The 14,434-nt window shown below is 62.2% G+C and carries 12 protein-coding genes and 1 other RNA gene; 2 read left to right on the top strand and 11 right to left on the bottom strand.

Annotated elements, in window-relative coordinates:
• The first annotated feature begins 464 nt into the window (after positions 1–464).
• Positions 465–3,140, top strand: coding sequence for an Rne/Rng family ribonuclease (locus CWS72_RS07670; protein WP_101250005.1), 2,676 nt, complete (start codon positions 465–467; stop codon positions 3,138–3,140).
• Between the two features lie 99 nt (positions 3,141–3,239).
• Here the strand turns inward: CWS72_RS07670 and CWS72_RS07665 are convergent, their stop codons facing one another.
• From CWS72_RS07665 to CWS72_RS07630, 8 genes are all read right to left on the bottom strand, one after another.
• Positions 3,240–4,055, bottom strand: a complete 816-nt coding sequence (locus CWS72_RS07665; RefSeq protein ID WP_101250004.1) for a TIGR00282 family metallophosphoesterase — start codon at positions 4,053–4,055, stop codon at positions 3,240–3,242.
• Positions 4,052–4,645: a 5-formyltetrahydrofolate cyclo-ligase gene (locus CWS72_RS07660; RefSeq protein ID WP_101250134.1), complete on the bottom strand. Its 594-nt coding sequence runs from the start codon at positions 4,643–4,645 to the stop codon at positions 4,052–4,054. Before CWS72_RS07660 ends, CWS72_RS07665 begins: the two co-directional genes overlap by 4 nt.
• A gap of 39 nt (positions 4,646–4,684) precedes the next feature.
• Positions 4,685–4,845: non-coding RNA, 6S RNA (gene ssrS, locus CWS72_RS07655), on the bottom strand.
• A gap of 13 nt (positions 4,846–4,858) precedes the next feature.
• Complete coding sequence (locus CWS72_RS07650) at positions 4,859–5,197, bottom strand: cell division protein ZapA (RefSeq protein ID WP_101250003.1); 339 nt, start codon at positions 5,195–5,197, stop codon at positions 4,859–4,861.
• A 3-nt stretch (positions 5,198–5,200) separates the two neighbouring features.
• Positions 5,201–5,425: a hypothetical protein gene (locus CWS72_RS07645; RefSeq protein ID WP_241911629.1), complete on the bottom strand. Its 225-nt coding sequence runs from the start codon at positions 5,423–5,425 to the stop codon at positions 5,201–5,203.
• 108 nt (positions 5,426–5,533) lie between these two features.
• Positions 5,534–6,520 (bottom strand): dihydroorotate dehydrogenase-like protein, encoded by a 987-nt coding sequence (locus tag CWS72_RS07640; protein WP_101250002.1) that lies wholly within the window; start codon positions 6,518–6,520, stop codon positions 5,534–5,536.
• Between the two features lie 103 nt (positions 6,521–6,623).
• Entirely contained in the window at positions 6,624–7,775 is a 1,152-nt protein-coding gene (locus CWS72_RS07635) for a beta/alpha barrel domain-containing protein (RefSeq protein ID WP_101250001.1), read from the bottom strand.
• An 8-nt stretch (positions 7,776–7,783) separates the two neighbouring features.
• The gene (locus tag CWS72_RS07630; protein ID WP_101250000.1) at positions 7,784–9,157 is read right to left on the bottom strand and encodes a class II 3-deoxy-7-phosphoheptulonate synthase; all 1,374 of its coding nucleotides are present in this window, start codon (positions 9,155–9,157) and stop codon (positions 7,784–7,786) included.
• A gap of 354 nt (positions 9,158–9,511) precedes the next feature.
• Between CWS72_RS07630 and CWS72_RS07625 the strand changes: the two genes are divergently transcribed.
• Positions 9,512–9,898, top strand: coding sequence for a hypothetical protein (locus CWS72_RS07625; RefSeq protein WP_101249999.1), 387 nt, complete (start codon positions 9,512–9,514; stop codon positions 9,896–9,898).
• 13 nt (positions 9,899–9,911) lie between these two features.
• Here CWS72_RS07625 and CWS72_RS07620 read toward each other — a convergent pair whose 3' ends face one another.
• The 3 genes from CWS72_RS07620 to CWS72_RS07610 form a co-directional block, all read right to left on the bottom strand.
• Positions 9,912–11,243 carry a carbohydrate porin gene (locus tag CWS72_RS07620; protein ID WP_101249998.1) on the bottom strand — a complete coding sequence of 444 codons (1,332 nt, stop codon included), beginning with the start codon at positions 11,241–11,243 and terminating at the stop codon, positions 9,912–9,914.
• A gap of 189 nt (positions 11,244–11,432) precedes the next feature.
• Positions 11,433–12,617 carry an aldose 1-epimerase family protein gene (locus CWS72_RS07615; RefSeq protein WP_101250132.1) on the bottom strand — a complete coding sequence of 395 codons (1,185 nt, stop codon included), beginning with the start codon at positions 12,615–12,617 and terminating at the stop codon, positions 11,433–11,435.
• An 84-nt stretch (positions 12,618–12,701) separates the two neighbouring features.
• Complete coding sequence (locus tag CWS72_RS07610; protein ID WP_101249997.1) at positions 12,702–14,405, bottom strand: PTS fructose transporter subunit IIC; 1,704 nt, start codon at positions 14,403–14,405, stop codon at positions 12,702–12,704.
• Between the last annotated feature and the right edge of the window lie 29 nt (positions 14,406–14,434).

Genomic DNA, 14,434 nt, shown 5'->3' with positions numbered 1-14,434 from the left:
CACAGGTTGAACGCCCGACGCGCATCCCGGCCGCTTGGTGCAACCCGCATCGGGAGGCAAAAACCTTTTATCCAAAAGGGTTGTCCTGTCCGGCCAGCCACCTTGGAACGGGAAGAAGATCATTGCCGGAACAAGGTGCTGCGGGTATGGTGTCGGGACGAAACTCGTGGTCGGGTCCCCTCCTACGGGAGAGGTGAGTCCGGAAGCGTGCACCGCTTTACTTGGCGGTCGCCGCCAACCGGGGTCGCCGGACCAAGTCGGAGTTATCTGCCGATCGGGTTCGTTTGTACAGTTTTCAACGCCGGGCGTGCAGCCCGCCAGGATTCCTTCCTCCATGCACTTCGTCACTCACACGACCAAGACGCAGAATCAGGAAACCGCAGGCGCCGCAGGCTTTGTCGGATCCCTTTGCTGCGTGATGGCGCCCACTGCGCCCGCGACAGCGTCTTGGAGCTTTGAGTTTAATGGTCAAACGTATGTTAATCGACGCGACACACGCGGAAGAAACCCGCGTGGTCGTGGTGAATGGAACGCGTCTCGAAGAATTTGACGTCGAAACCTCCACCAAAAAGCAGCTTAAAGGTAATATCTACCTGGCAAAGATCGTCCGCGTCGAACCGTCGCTGCAGGCGGCGTTCGTCGAGTACGGCGGCAACCGCCACGGCTTTCTGGCCTTCAGTGAAATCCATCCCGACTATTATCAGATCCCGGTTGCCGACCGGCAGGCCCTGCTGGCCGAGCAGCGCGAGGTGATGAAGCAAAGCTCCACCGCCGCGTCGGCGGATTTCGGCGACGGCGACGAGGAACAGTCGAAATCCTCTTTCCATGACGCCTCGGCGGACTCGGCCGACGGCGAGGAGGCTGCCGAAGCGCAAAACGGCAATGGCGAGACCGATTCCGTCGGCGGCGAGGAGGTCGAGGAAGAGGAACGCCGGCGCCCCCGCTCCTTGCGCAATTACAAGATCCAGGAAGTCATCAAGCGACGCCAGATCGTCCTGGTCCAGGTGGTGAAGGAGGAGCGCGGCAACAAGGGCGCGGCTCTGACGACCTATCTGTCCCTGGCCGGCCGTTACTGCGTTCTGATGCCCAACACGGCCCGTGGTGGCGGGGTGTCGCGCAAGATCACCAATGTCCAGGACCGCAAGCGCCTGAAGGCGATTACCAACGACATGGATATTCCGGACGGAATGGCGGTGATCGTCCGGACCGCCGGATCCGAACGGACCAAGCCCGAGATCAAACGCGACTACGAATATCTCTTAAGGCTATGGGACAGCGTACGCGATCTGACCTTGAAGTCGACGGCCCCGGCCCTGGTCTATGAAGAAGCCAATCTGATCAAGCGCTCGATTCGCGATCTTTATTCCCGCGACATCGACGAAATCCAGGTCGACGGCGAGGAAGGCTATCGCCTGGCCAAGGACTTCATGCGGATGCTGACGCCGAGCCACGCCCGCCGCGTGCAGCTTTTCAAAGATCCGGTCATGCCGCTGTTCCAGCGCTACCAGATCGAAGCCCAGCTCGACTCCATGCATAGCCCGGTGGTTCAGTTGAAATCCGGTGGCTATCTGGTGATCAACCAGACCGAAGCCCTGGTCGCCATCGACGTCAACTCGGGCCGCTCCACCAAGGAGCGCCATATCGAGGAAACCGCCCTCAAGACCAATTGCGAGGCCGCCGATGAGGTGGCTCGCCAGTTGCGGCTGCGCGATCTGGCCGGTCTCATCGTGATCGATTTCATCGACATGGAGGAGAGCCGCAACAATCATACGGTGGAGCGCCGCGTGAAGGAGGCCATGCGCTTCGATCGGGCCCGCATCCAGCTGGGCAAGATCAGCGCTTTCGGCCTGTTGGAATTGTCTCGCCAGCGCCTGCGCCCCAGCCTGATGGAAACCAGCTTCCTGCCCTGCCCGCATTGCGGCGGCACCGGGTCGGTCCGTTCGGTGGAATCGGCTTCGATGCATATCCTGCGCGCCATCGAGGAAGAAGGCATTCGCCGCCGGTCCAGCGAAGTCACCGTTACCGTCCATAGTTCGATAGCCCTCTATATTCTCAACCAGAAACGGCACGATCTCGCGGACATCGAAGCCCGTTACGGGTTCCAGGTGTTCCTGACCGGCGATGACTCGCTGGTGCCCCCGGCGCACCGCATGGACAAAGTGCGGTCCGAGACCCCGATCGAACTTCCCCGTCCCATCACCACCGATCAGCCGATCATCGAAGAGCCGGACCCCGAGCCCGAGGTGGAGGAGGTCGACGAGGAGGTCGAGACCGTCGAGGAAGTCAAGACGCAGCCCGCCGAAGTCGCCACGAGCGACGCTGCCGCCGCGGCGGGAGAGGACGGGGAAGGCCGCCGCCGCCGCCGCCGCCGCCGCCGCCGTGGCCGCCGCGACGAGGGAGCCCCGGTCAATGGCGAAGCCCCGGTCGCCGAGAATGACGCCGGTGTCGGAGAGGTCGTCGATGTTGCCGCCGCCCCGGAAACCGCCGCCGATGAGAACGCCGAGGACGACGAAGAGGATGCCGAGGCTGCCGAGGCCATCGCCGTTGCCGACGGCGATCCCGCCCCGCGCCGCCGCCGCCGTGGCAAGCGCGGCGGCCGCCGCCGTCATCGCCGCGCCGATGGCCAGGAGGTCGATGCCGACGGCAATGTCGTGCCGGAAGACGCGTCCGCCGACGAGAACGCCGAAGCTTCTTCGGTCGAAGCGAAGCCGTCCCAGACCGAAACGGTCGCAGCGGAATTGACTTCGGAAGCGCCCGAAGCGGCCGCTCCGGAAACGCCGGCCAAGCCGAAGCGTACCCGCAGGAAAGCGAAAGCCGCCGACGCGGAAACCCCGGCGGAGGCCGCTCCGGCCGAAGCCGCGGTCGCAACGGAACCGGCGCCGGCCAAACCGAAGCGCACCCGCGCGCCACGCAAGAAGGCGGCGGCCCCGGCGGAGACTCCGGTCGAAACGCCTGCGGTAACGGCGGAGATTCCCGCCGCTTCGGAGGATGTTCTCGCTCCGTCTTCGGTCCCGCAGATCGTCGAACCGGTGCAGGTGACGCCGGAACCGGCGCCGGAACCGGAAGCTCCAAAGGCGGAACCGAAGCCGGCGGAACCCGCCGCCCCTCCCCGCAAGGGCTGGTGGAACCGCTTCCTTTGATCCGCATGGAACAGGCGGAAACGCCTTTTTAACGACAACACCCCCGGGTCATCCCCGGGGGTGTTTGTTTATGGGTGGAAGCCGGAAGAGCGGGAGAGGCTACACCACGGGCATGGCCTGAGCCAACCGGCCGCCGAGGCGGACCGGCTCCACCCTCTTAGCCAGACCGGTCGCATCATCGGTTTCAACGAAGACCGCGCAAAGCGTACCGGGCCCCTCGGCCGGGCTCAACCGCTCGCCCGGCAGTTTGCGGACCAGACGGAAGGTCGCAGCCTCTTTCTTCATGCCGATCACGGAATCGTAGTCTCCGCACATCCCGGCATCCGTCTGATAGGCCGTTCCCTTGGGAAAGATCTGCGCGTCCGCCGTCGGAATGTGGCTGTGACTTCCGACGACCAGCGAGGCCCGGCCATCGAGATAATGGCCCAGGGCCATCTTTTCGCTGGAGGCCTCGCCATGAACGTCGACGATGACCGCATGCACGGTGACACCCAGACGCTGACGGGCCATCTCCGCCTCGACGGCGGCGAAGGGATCGTCGAGCGCATCCATGAACAGCCGGCCCATCACCTGGACAACCATCACCTTCCTGCCGCGAGGCGCCGGATAGATGCCGGCCCCCTTCCCAGGCGTTCCGGCCGGATAGTTGCGGGGGCGCAGAACCCGCGGCTCGCTGTCCAGATAGGGCATGATCTCGCGCTGATCCCAACTGTGGTTGCCCAGGGTGATACAGTCGACCCCGACGTCGAAGAACTCTTCGCAGATTTTCGGGGTAATACCAAATCCATGCGCGGCGTTCTCGCCGTTGACGACGACGAAGTCGAGCCCCAGCCGTTGACGCAACAGGGGAACATGCTCTGCGATGGCGTCGCGGCCCGAACGGCCCAACACATCGCCGCAGAACAAAAGTTTCATGACAGCGCCTCCAGCGCAGCGGTTTCAGTAACCACCCAGTCGAGCCGCTGGTCGTGCGGTTCGTCGGGCAGAACGGGCATTTCCTGGGCCGCGTAGGCGATACCGACGGCGGTGACCGTCCGCTTTCCGCGAAGCAAGGCGAGGGTGCGGTCGTAATAGCCGCCACCATACCCCAGGCGGCGGCCCCTGCGATCGAAGGCCAGCATCGGCACCAGCAGCAGATCGGGTTCCATGACGGGCACGTCCGTCGGCGGATGGGCGGTGCCATGTGGGCCGGCCTCCAACGCCATGCCGGGCTGCCAAAGACGAAAGGCCAGTGGGCGCCCCTTGCTCTCCACCACCGGCAAGCCGACACGGCAACCGCGCGCGGCTAACGCCTCCAGCAGCGGACGGACGTCCGCCTCCCCGGCCATCGGCCAATAACCAGCGACCGCGCATTCCGGATTCCAGGGGACGCCGGCCAGGAAAACCGCGGCAATACCGGTTCCGGCCGTCGCGGCGAGACGATCATGGGCCTCGCGGCGGATTGCAGCCGCCCGGCGGCGCAAATCTGCTTTGCCGCCCGAGGCGGACGGAGGCGAAAGGGTCATCAGCGAAGGATGGAACAATCCGGAGAAATGGAAAGGTGGAGCGGAGCCGCCACGGCCGTCCGGCGTATGAAGTCCCTCCGTGGCCTGCGTTTGCAGGTGGGGACCATGTATCGAGACCACGATCTCGACAGAGACAGCCCCCTAGAGTGAAGACATTGGCCCCGGGGAAAAATGCTACCGATCGCACCAAGCAGCGCCCGCTCCGACACAAACTTAGGCTTTCTCCAGACGATCCGCAATGGCGTTGATTTGCCGGGCCAAAACGTCGAGCTTGGTCGACAGCGCGGCATCGTCCTCATCCTGGGTGGCGGCGAGCATCGGGGCGGGGGTGCCACCGCCGTCGCGGCGGCGCAACTCGGCGATTTCGTCGGCCATCATCAGCCCGACCATGACCAGCAAACGGGCGTCGCCCACCTGTCCCACGGCACGCAGCAGTTCGGTGGCGCGGCGATCGACTTCGGCCGCGAGGGCGCGGACATCTTCCTCCTGGCCTTCGTCGCAACTGATTTCATAGGTACGGCCGACCACCATGATGTTGACTGTCGCAACCATGGATCAATCCTCGAGAATGGTCTTGAGGCGGTCAATCACCGCATCGAGGCGAGATTCGACGACACGGGTCGTCTCGTCGGCGTAATCACCGGCGCTGGTCGACAGATCGGCATGTCCGAACAAATCGCCCCGCGGCCTGCCCATCACCCCTTCCAGACGGTGAACCGCCTGTTCGAGCCTGTCTATCGCCGCGCGGCTGCGCGGCAGGGAAATAGTCTCTTGATTCAAGGAACGTAGCCCTCCGTCGGCGAGTGTAGGGATCGCATTTCCTTCCGTCAACGACGGAGGGAGCGGCTCCCGCCGCTCCCTCCGGGCTTCATCACATCCTCAGACGGCTCAACCGCGCGGCGCGCCTTGCAGGATCTTGATGTAATTGGCGCGATCGAAGGCGGTCGGATCGGCGACGGCGTGACGGCTCATCTTGCCGCGAATGCGCGAGACCGACTCGATTTCCCGCTGCTCCAGTTCGAGCTTCAGCCCGTCGAGCAGGGTCTTCATATAGCCGACGCCATGACGGATCAGGGCGGAAGCCGTCATCACCGCATCGGCACCGACGAACAGATACTTAACCACCTCCTTGGCGGTCTGCACGCCGGAACTGGCGGCCAGCGAACCCTTGACATGGCCGTGCAGGGCACCCAGCCACAGAAGCGGAAGGCGGATCTCGCCGCGATGGCTGAGATTAAGATCGCGCTGCAGGGTCAGCTCCTCCAGATCGATGTCGGGCTGATAGAAGCGGTTGAACAGCACGAAACCGTCGGCGCCCGCCGCGTCGAGTTGGCGCACCATATGGCCGAGCGAACTGAAATAGGGGCTCAGCTTCATGGAAACCGGGATCTTCACGGCCTTCTTGACCGCCTTCAGGATTTCCACATAACGCTGCTCGACCTGCTGACCGGTCAGGGACAGATCGGTCGGCAGGAAATAGACGTTGAGTTCGATGGCGTTGGCGCCGGCCTCTTCCAGTTGCGCCGCATAGTCGGTCCAGCCGGTGAGGCTGGTGCCGTTCAGGCTGGCGATCACCGGAATATCAACGGCGGCCCGGGCTTTCCTGATCAGATCCAGATAATTCTGGGGACCCGACGAATCGGCGATGGAAGGCGGCAGATAGGTCGTCGCCTCGGCACCGCTTTCCGCCAGGATGCTTTCGATGTCCTCGATATGCCCCTCGATTTCCTCCTGGAAAATCGACGGCAGGACGACGGCGGCGGCACCGTTGTCTTCGAGCTTGCGGATGTTGTCGACACTGTGCCCAAGGGTACAGGCCGATACGATCAGGGGATTGTTCAGTTCAAGGCCGAGATACTTCGTTTTCAAGTCCATAGAGCGATCCCTCTTGCTTACTGCCTGAGCCCAATTGGCCTCCAGGCTATCTCTTAACCCCGGCAGCGGGCAAGACATCCCACCATAAAAACCATGGGCCCCCTTACTCCGCCTCACGCCGCAAAAGGAATTCACGGCCGATTTTCACCCTGGGCACGCCATCATAGGCGACGATATCGGCGGTGGCGTAAGTTTCCCCCCAACTGTCGGGCAGGAACGATCCGGTGCCGATGACGTCGATCGGCGCATGGGAAAAAGCCATCACCTTGCATTTGGCCGGAGTGAAGCCGGATGACGCGAGGATCCTGACCTTGTCGAAACCGTTCTGGTTCAACTGTTCGCGCATATGCCAGACGGCGGCGGCGGATACCCCGGTGCCGACCAGATGGCGCAGTTCGGCGTCGGTCCGATAACCGCGGATCGATTTCGGCGAGTGGCGTTCGAGAACGGCATAGGAAATCTGCGGATCGAGCCCTTCGAGGAACCGCCCGCCATGGGTATCGAGACGCAGGCCGATGCGCCCGGCCCGCGCCAGTTCGGAAAACCGGCGGCAAACTTCGAGGGAATCCGTGACTTCCTGACCGAAATAATCGACGAGGACGACCAGATCATCATTGGGAAAGGTCTCGTAGAACATTTCCGCGGCGCGCAGCGTCGAACCGGCATAGCCGACCAGGGCATGCGGCATGGTTCCCCGTCCGTCCGGCTGCCCGAAATAATGGGCGGTGGCCGCCGTGGCGTTGCCGACGAAGCCTTTGGCATTGTTGGCCCGACGCGCCGCGTCCGAGCCGACCGACGCGGCATAGGCCATCAACTCGGCCATCTCGGCTCCGGCGCAGTGCCGGGCATCCATGGCCAGGAAAGCCACATGCGGCAGATCGATGCACATGGTGTAGGCGTTGTAGGCGGCGACGCAGGCGGCCCCGAGCTTTTGAAGATAAAGCGTCTCGAGATCGACCAGATGATAGAAGGAGCCTGTGATGAACATCAAAGGTTCGCCGGCACCGACCCAATCGCCTTCCCGGTAGTTGAGCTCGATCTTGAAACGGGTGCCGCGTTCCTCCGCCACCCGCTCCAGCCATTCGACGGCCAGACGCGGCGTCGACAGCACCGGACGGCGCAGGAACACCGCATAGGTGACCTCGCAGTCCCCGTAACGCCCGACGATTTCCTTCGTGCACAGGAAATAGTGGTCGGTCTGGCCCGGAATGTCGCCTATTCGCGACGAGGACCGCGTTTTGACATCCTGGGCCATGGCTTCACTCATGATGCTTGCGCGAGCTTTCGGGCCTCGGCCCTGGCGTCCTTCAACGACTCGGCGATGAGGAATGCCAGTTCCAGGGCTTGGGTGGCGTTAAGCCGCGGATCACAATGGGTATGGTAACGATCGCCCAGGCGCGCCTCGGTGATCGCCTGGGTGCCGCCCACGCATTCGGTCACGTCCTGGCCGGTCATTTCGAAATGCACACCGCCGGAATAGGTTCCCTCGGCCCGATGCGCCGCGAAGAAGGCCTTCACTTCGGCCAGGATGCGGTCGAAGGAGCGGGTCTTGTAATCGCCCATCTTGACCGTGTTGGCATGCATCGGATCGCATAGCCAGACCACCTTGCGGCCTTCCCGCTTCACCGCGCGCAGAAGGGGCGGCAGCTTGCCCTCAACCTGATCCGCGCCCATCCGGGTGATGACCGTCAAACGGCCGGGCTCGTTGTTCGGGTTGAGGATGTCGATCAGGCGCAGCAGATCGTCGGGCGCCGTCGTCGGCCCGGCCTTGCAGCCGATGGGATTGCCGACACCGCGCATGAAATCGACATGGGCGCCGTCGGGCTGGCGGGTCCGATCGCCGATCCACAGCATATGGGCGGAACAGTCGTACCAGTCGCCGGTCGTCGAATCGACGCGGGTCAAGGCCTGCTCATAGGGAAGAATCAACGCCTCGTGCGAGGTGAAGAAATCGGTCTCGCGGATCTGCGGCGTCGCTTCCGAGGTCAGCCCGCAGGCCTCCATGAAGGCGAGGGTTTCGTCGAGGCGGGCGCACAAATCGGCGTAGCGGGCGCCGGACGCGCCGGCGACGAAGCCCAGATTCCACTGATGCACCTTGTGCAGATCGGCATAGCCGCCCTGGGCGAAGGCCCTGAGCAGGTTCAAGGTGGAGGCCGACTGGTTATAGACATGCACCAGCCGGTCGGGATCGGCCTCGCGGGCTTCCGCGGTGAAATCCATGCCGTTGATCATGTCGCCGCGATAGGACGGCAAGGTCACGCCGTCGATCGTCTCGGTGGAGGCCGAGCGCGGTTTGGCGAACTGACCGGCCAAGCGGCCGATCTTGACCACCGGAGAGGCGGCGCCGAAGGTCAGAACCACGGCCATCTGCAGCAACACCCGGAAGGTGTCGCGGATGTTGTTCGGATGGAATTCGGCGAAGCTCTCGGCGCAATCGCCACCCTGCAGCACGAAGGCCTTGCCCTCGGCGGCCTTGGCCAGATGATCCTTGAGCCGGCGCGCTTCCCCGGCAAAAACCAGCGGCGGAAAATTGCGCAACTGCCCTTCAACCGCGGTCAGTTTCGCAGCATCGGGGTAGTCGGGAGCCTGCTGGATCGGCTTCGTCCGCCAACTGTCGGGGGTCCATTTCTCGGCCATCGCTCTTCCTCGGGTGGCAATCGATGAGGGAAAGTCCTCGATATACGCCGAAGAGCGGTCGATTGCCAGTCCGAGCAAAGTGTCCATCGCCGTTTCGGCGAAGTTTCTCGTTCCGACGGTGACTGAAAGGTGATGCCCATGTCGGCTCTTCCCTTGTGTTTCGGAGCGAAATAGTCGCTCCGAAACACAAGGCTTCAGATAACGCCCCCGCTCCACTTCCGGCGGTCTCGGGCCAGGAGGGATCGGGGTGGTTATTCCGCCCCAAGTTCTTATCTTTATGGTAGATTTATCTCTGAGCCGACGCGCGCCGACATTGTGTCGCGCGAGTTTGGGATCCGTACCGGGGATGGATCAATGGCCGCGCAGACACTGAATACGCGCACGGTGCTCAAATCGACAGCCATCGTCGCCAGCGTCATCTGGATTTCCGTGACTTTCTACCAGGAATTCCTTGACGTCGACCCTGAGGACTATGGCTTTCATGCCACCGAGGTGGAGGCGCGGATGAAGGGCTGTGGCGGCTCCTTCCAGCAGCGCTACGATTGCAAGGAGGCGATCATCATCGCCAAAGGGCGCGAGAGCTTCCTTGTCTGGGTGAAAAAGACGACGCTGATCCTGGCCCCTCCCCTGCTTCTGGCTTTCCTGCTCAATCGCACCGGCCGAGGCCGTCCGCACCGCTCGGTGCGCTCTCACCTGGTCCGCCGCCCGACGGTTCCACTCGACAAGCGGCGGGTCCGGTGATGGTCCCGGCGCGTTAAAACGACGGCGGGGCGAGACCGGCGATTTTCGCCAAGTCGACGGTGAATTTGAAGCCCACGACAAAGGCATCCGGAATGTTCTTGGTCCGGAAGGGCTCGGCCGTCTGATCCGGATTGATGATATATTGCAGGTTGGGCGAAAACCTGATGGCGGAGGTTACTTGCGCGCCATAGGCCAACTCCATCATCACCTCATGCTTGGGAATTGAACCGCTGCCACCGGCGGATTGCCGGGCGGCCCTGATTCCGGCCAGGGTCGAATCGCTGAATTGCTGGTCATTGACCATGAAGCCCAAAGTATCCTCGTCGCGGCCGGCGAAGGTCCCCGTCTGGAGCAGGCCCAGTTCATAGAAACGCTCCTCCGACACGCGCCCGGAAACCCGCGTCATCACGATGCCGAACAGCGTCAACCCGCGCTTCGACGCCGAATCGGGGCGCCAGATCATCTGATCGAAACGGAAGAAGCCCCCCGACCGTCCATGATTCGTCGCATAGGGTTTTCCGCTGAGAAGCGCGGTATTGCCGGCGGCGTCGAGCAGCGGATCCGCATAATCGGAATCGTCATACCAACCGCCGATCTGATAGTGGCGCGGCAGAGAATCATTGGCGAAACTCGTCTCATAGCCGAGTTCGAACGGTATCGTCGTTCCCGTCGCATTGTCGGTCCCGAAATCGAAACCATGGGTGGCCGAGGTCTTGTCGTGCGGATTGACCTCATAAGCCCCGGCGTGCAGGTAGATCTTATCGGTCAGGAGAGCCTTCGCGTCGCCGCCCCAACTGCTTGCCGGAAAATAGGTGAAGTTGCTGTCCTTGAAGATGAAGGTCGGATTGCCGCAGGTGGAGTTCGATTGGAAATTGCAATAGATCGGCGAATTCAGAAAGGCGACGTTCGCCACCGTACGGCCGGCCGTGACGTCGAGCCGCCCGTCGAAAAGCTTCTGCTCGACGGTAAGTTCGGCCAGATGAAGATTCTGGGTGCCGTAGATTTCCTGGACCGAGGTGTTGTTACCGATGGCATCGGAGGCGAGATTGCGGCCGTGGCGCTGCGTCATCGCGACATGGGCCGAGGTGCCGTCGAGGCCGGCGATCTTGGCGAAATCGAAATCCGCGCCGAAATAGATCTGTCCGGCGTAATCCGTGCTCTGCCGGATGCCGCCGCTCGGGTTGGTGGCCGCCTCGCCAGTGTAATTGACGCTGAGACTGACGCCATTGTCGAAGAGGACCTGCCCCGGGCTACGATTGGCGTCCGTCGTTTGAGCGAAAGCATTGGCGCCGAAAATCAGGCTGCCGGCGGCGAGCGCGGCGGGGATAAGCGGATATTTGGACATTTCTTTTCTCCTTGCGCCATGCGGAAGGTCATTTGAAGACTGCGGACAGATGTGTGGCATCTGCCGCGCCTTGCGCACAGTTTTGTAACTTCCGGCGAGGCCGGATAAAATTATGACGGTCAAACGACATGACTATAAAAGTCATACCGTTCATATAAAGCTGTTACTCTTTGGCGATCGACTGGTTTATCAGTTTGTTTTTTGACCTGATGTGATGGCAGTTATTTCAGAGTCGATACCCTTCACTTCTTCCGAAGTGGTCAGAATGCGATATTCCAGATCGAATGACTGTCGGCCGTCGGCCGCCAGCGTCTTAACACGGCCCTGTTTGCGTTCGATCTGACGCGGATAGGCATAGCTGGTACCGGGCTCGATGCCGGAGACGTACCCCTGTTTCAGGGTGTCGGTGTTTTTCCACAACGTCAGAACCGGCAATTGCCTGGTATCGAAACCTACGGCGATGCCGCGATCGGCCGCCTTGTTATGGATCATGGCGATGGTCCGGCCGTCTTTGTCCGCATAGGGAACCAGGTTGAAGACCATCTCGTCATAGCCTTTGGTCGGCCCAAGATAGGTCTGCCAGTCTTTCAGACCCTTCTTCGCATAATCATTGAACGGCGAGATCTCTTTGACGGGCGCCACGAACTTCGCCCCCTCTTCCAGGATCGGGGTCCCGAAATTGCTGTGGTAGATGATCTGGTAGTTGCGGTCGTAGTCACTGTTATTGGTCAATTCATCATGGATTTTCACGGCCTTCACGCCCGGGGTGACCGACAGTTCCGTCCATGTTTCGAGAGCGCTGAGTTTAAAGGTGTTTTCTTTCAGCAATCCCCTGACATGGATGGTATGGGGCGCCGCATCGTCAATGCTGACGACAACCTTGGAGGCGGGGGTATTTCCAGCCCGGCCGTGCAAACTCGTCAGTCTGTCGTTTTCCCGTCCCGGATGACCGGTCCATTCGTATCCGCAACGAACCATCATTTCGTTGAAGCCGTCCAGCCAGCCGACGCCGTTGCGCATCTCCAGATTGATGAAGGCGGGATTGACGATTTCATCGACCGGCGAGGTCCAGCCAAAGCGCACATCGCCGCTTTTGATTTCAAGAATGTTCATGCCGCGGGTTGGAATCAGCGAGACCTGCAGATCTTTTGTCTCAATGGTGATCAGCGTGCTGCCTTCCTGCTTGCCGCCATGCAGCGTTTTCTTGGTGACGCTGAAAGGCTGTGCATCCGTCAGCCCCAGTTCTCCGCTGGTGGTTTGCCAATTGGCCTCTTCGATATTACCGGCGACGTCGGTCAGGACGAAATCCTTGGCAAAGGCGGACGCCGAGAACAGCAAGGCCGATATACTCACCGACAACATGACCTTCTTCATAACGTTCACTCCGTTGGCCGTTTTATTTTATTATTTGCGATAATCGTAAGTTGCCGTTCCTGTTGATCGCAGGACGTCTTTTCCTCAAACGACGCCGTCTTGAATTGGTTTTTTCAGAAGTCCAAGCGCCAAGGCGCTGACCGCCGTTCCAGCCGCCAGGGCGACGACATAGAGGCCGAGATGGGTGACGGCATTGGGAATCGGCAGAACGAAGACGCCGCCATGCGGCACCTTCAATTCTACCCCCACCACCATGGAAATCGCGCCGGCGACGGCGGAGCCCGCCATGTTCGCCGGAATGACCCGGAAGGGATCGCGCGCGGCGAAGGGAATGGCGCCTTCGGTGATGAAGGCGAGGCCGAGGATGCCGGCGGCGCCGCTGGCTTCGCGCTCATCATGGGTGAAGCGTCCCGGGAACAGCCGGGTGGCGAGCGCCAGCGCCAGGGGCGGCGTCATGCCGGCGGCCATTGCGGCGGCCATCGGCGTATAGATCTGACTTGCCAGAAGCCCCGTGGAAAAGGCGTAGGCGGCCTTGTTGACGGGCCCGCCCATGTCGAAGGCCATCATCCCACCGATCAGCAGGCCCAGCAGAACGGCGCTCGTTCCCTGCATGCCCTTGAGCCATTCGGTGAGGAAGGCGAGCAGGTTGGCAACCGGCGTTCCAACCAGAAAGATCATCAGCAACCCGGTCAGCAGCGAGCCCAGCAGCGGCAGGATCAGAACGGGCTTCAGGCCTTCGAGATTGCGATGAAGCTTGATATGGCGGTTGAACCAGGCGGTTCCGTAGCCGGCGATGAAGCCGGCGGCGATTCCGCCCAGGAATCCCGCACCGAGATTGGAGGCCAGCATGCCGCCGATCATGCCCGGCGCGATGCCCGGACGATCGGCGATCGAGAATGCGATATAGCCGGCCAATGCCGGCACGATCAGCACGAAGGCCGATTTTCCACCGATCTGGAACAGCGCATAGGCCAGCGGACTGCTCTGCGCGGGATCGTAGGCGTAGATGCCGCCAAGCGCGAAGGCCAGCGCGATCAGCAGGCCGCCCGCGGTGATGAAGGGCAGCATGAAGGAAACGCCGGTCATCAGATGCTTATAAGGCCCGACCTTGCCGGCGGCGCTGCCGCCTGCCGCCTTCTTCGCTGTCGAACCTTCCTGCAAAGCCGCCTCGGCAAGCGCGCGATTGATCAGTGCCTTGCCATCGTTGATCGCGGCCTTGGTCCCGCTTTGGAATACCCGCTTGCCGGCGAACCGGCTCAATTCGACCTGTTTGTCGGCGGCGATCAGGACGACATCCGCCTCGGCGATTTCGGCATCCGTCAGGGTGTTCTGCGCGCCGACCGAGCCTTGCGTCTCGACGCGCACGACGAAGCCCAAGGCCGCCGCGGCCTGGGTGATTCCCTCGGCCGCCATGAAGGTGTGGGCGATACCCGTCGGGCAGGAGGTGATGGCGACGATTTTCCGGGCGGGCGCATCGGTCCCGCCGGCTCCTTCGCCGACACGATCCAGCACCGCCCCCGCATCGGCCAAAACATCGCCGACCGTCGCAGTCACCTGGGGAATTCCGGAAAAACGAGGATCGTCGGCCTTGCCGGGACCAATCAGCAACAGGGCCTTGGCCCCGCTGATCTGTGTCTGTCCGAGCGGGTTCAGCACCCCCTCGGCGGTGCGCACCTCGATTTCGATCGAACGCCTCCGCGACGCCGCTGCGCTTTTGAGCGCTTCGGCGGCAAGAACGCCCGCCACGGTCACATCTCCGGCCGTTATCGACGCTACCAGGTCCGTCATTGTTTCCTCCTCGGCAGATCTGCGCCTGC

The organism is Telmatospirillum siberiense (assembly GCF_002845745.1).
Classification (GTDB): Bacteria; Pseudomonadota; Alphaproteobacteria; order Rhodospirillales; family Magnetospirillaceae; genus Telmatospirillum; species Telmatospirillum siberiense.
Note: the sequence above shows the minus strand (reverse complement) of the source record. Positions and strands in the feature narration are given on the sequence as shown.

Bases quoted from the DNA above. Each gene is read 5' to 3' on its own strand.
- CWS72_RS07650 (WP_101250003.1), bottom strand. From the start codon at position 5,197: ATGGTTGCGACAGTCAACATCATGGTGGTCGGCCGTACCTATGAAATC.
- CWS72_RS07630 (WP_101250000.1), bottom strand. From the start codon at position 9,157: ATGGCCGAGAAATGGACCCCCGACAGTTGGCGGACGAAGCCGATCCAG.
- CWS72_RS07615 (WP_101250132.1), bottom strand. From the start codon at position 12,617: ATGAAGAAGGTCATGTTGTCGGTGAGTATATCGGCCTTGCTGTTCTCG.
- CWS72_RS07670 (WP_101250005.1), top strand. From the start codon at position 465: ATGGTCAAACGTATGTTAATCGACGCGACACACGCGGAAGAAACCCGC.
- CWS72_RS07660 (WP_101250134.1), bottom strand. From the start codon at position 4,645: ATGACCCTTTCGCCTCCGTCCGCCTCGGGCGGCAAAGCAGATTTGCGC.
- CWS72_RS07620 (WP_101249998.1), bottom strand. From the start codon at position 11,243: ATGTCCAAATATCCGCTTATCCCCGCCGCGCTCGCCGCCGGCAGCCTG.
- CWS72_RS07635 (WP_101250001.1), bottom strand. From the start codon at position 7,775: ATGGCCCAGGATGTCAAAACGCGGTCCTCGTCGCGAATAGGCGACATT.
- CWS72_RS07665 (WP_101250004.1), bottom strand. From the start codon at position 4,055: ATGAAACTTTTGTTCTGCGGCGATGTGTTGGGCCGTTCGGGCCGCGAC.
- CWS72_RS07610 (WP_101249997.1), bottom strand. From the start codon at position 14,405: ATGACGGACCTGGTAGCGTCGATAACGGCCGGAGATGTGACCGTGGCG.
- CWS72_RS07640 (WP_101250002.1), bottom strand. From the start codon at position 6,520: ATGGACTTGAAAACGAAGTATCTCGGCCTTGAACTGAACAATCCCCTG.
- CWS72_RS07625 (WP_101249999.1), top strand. From the start codon at position 9,512: ATGGCCGCGCAGACACTGAATACGCGCACGGTGCTCAAATCGACAGCC.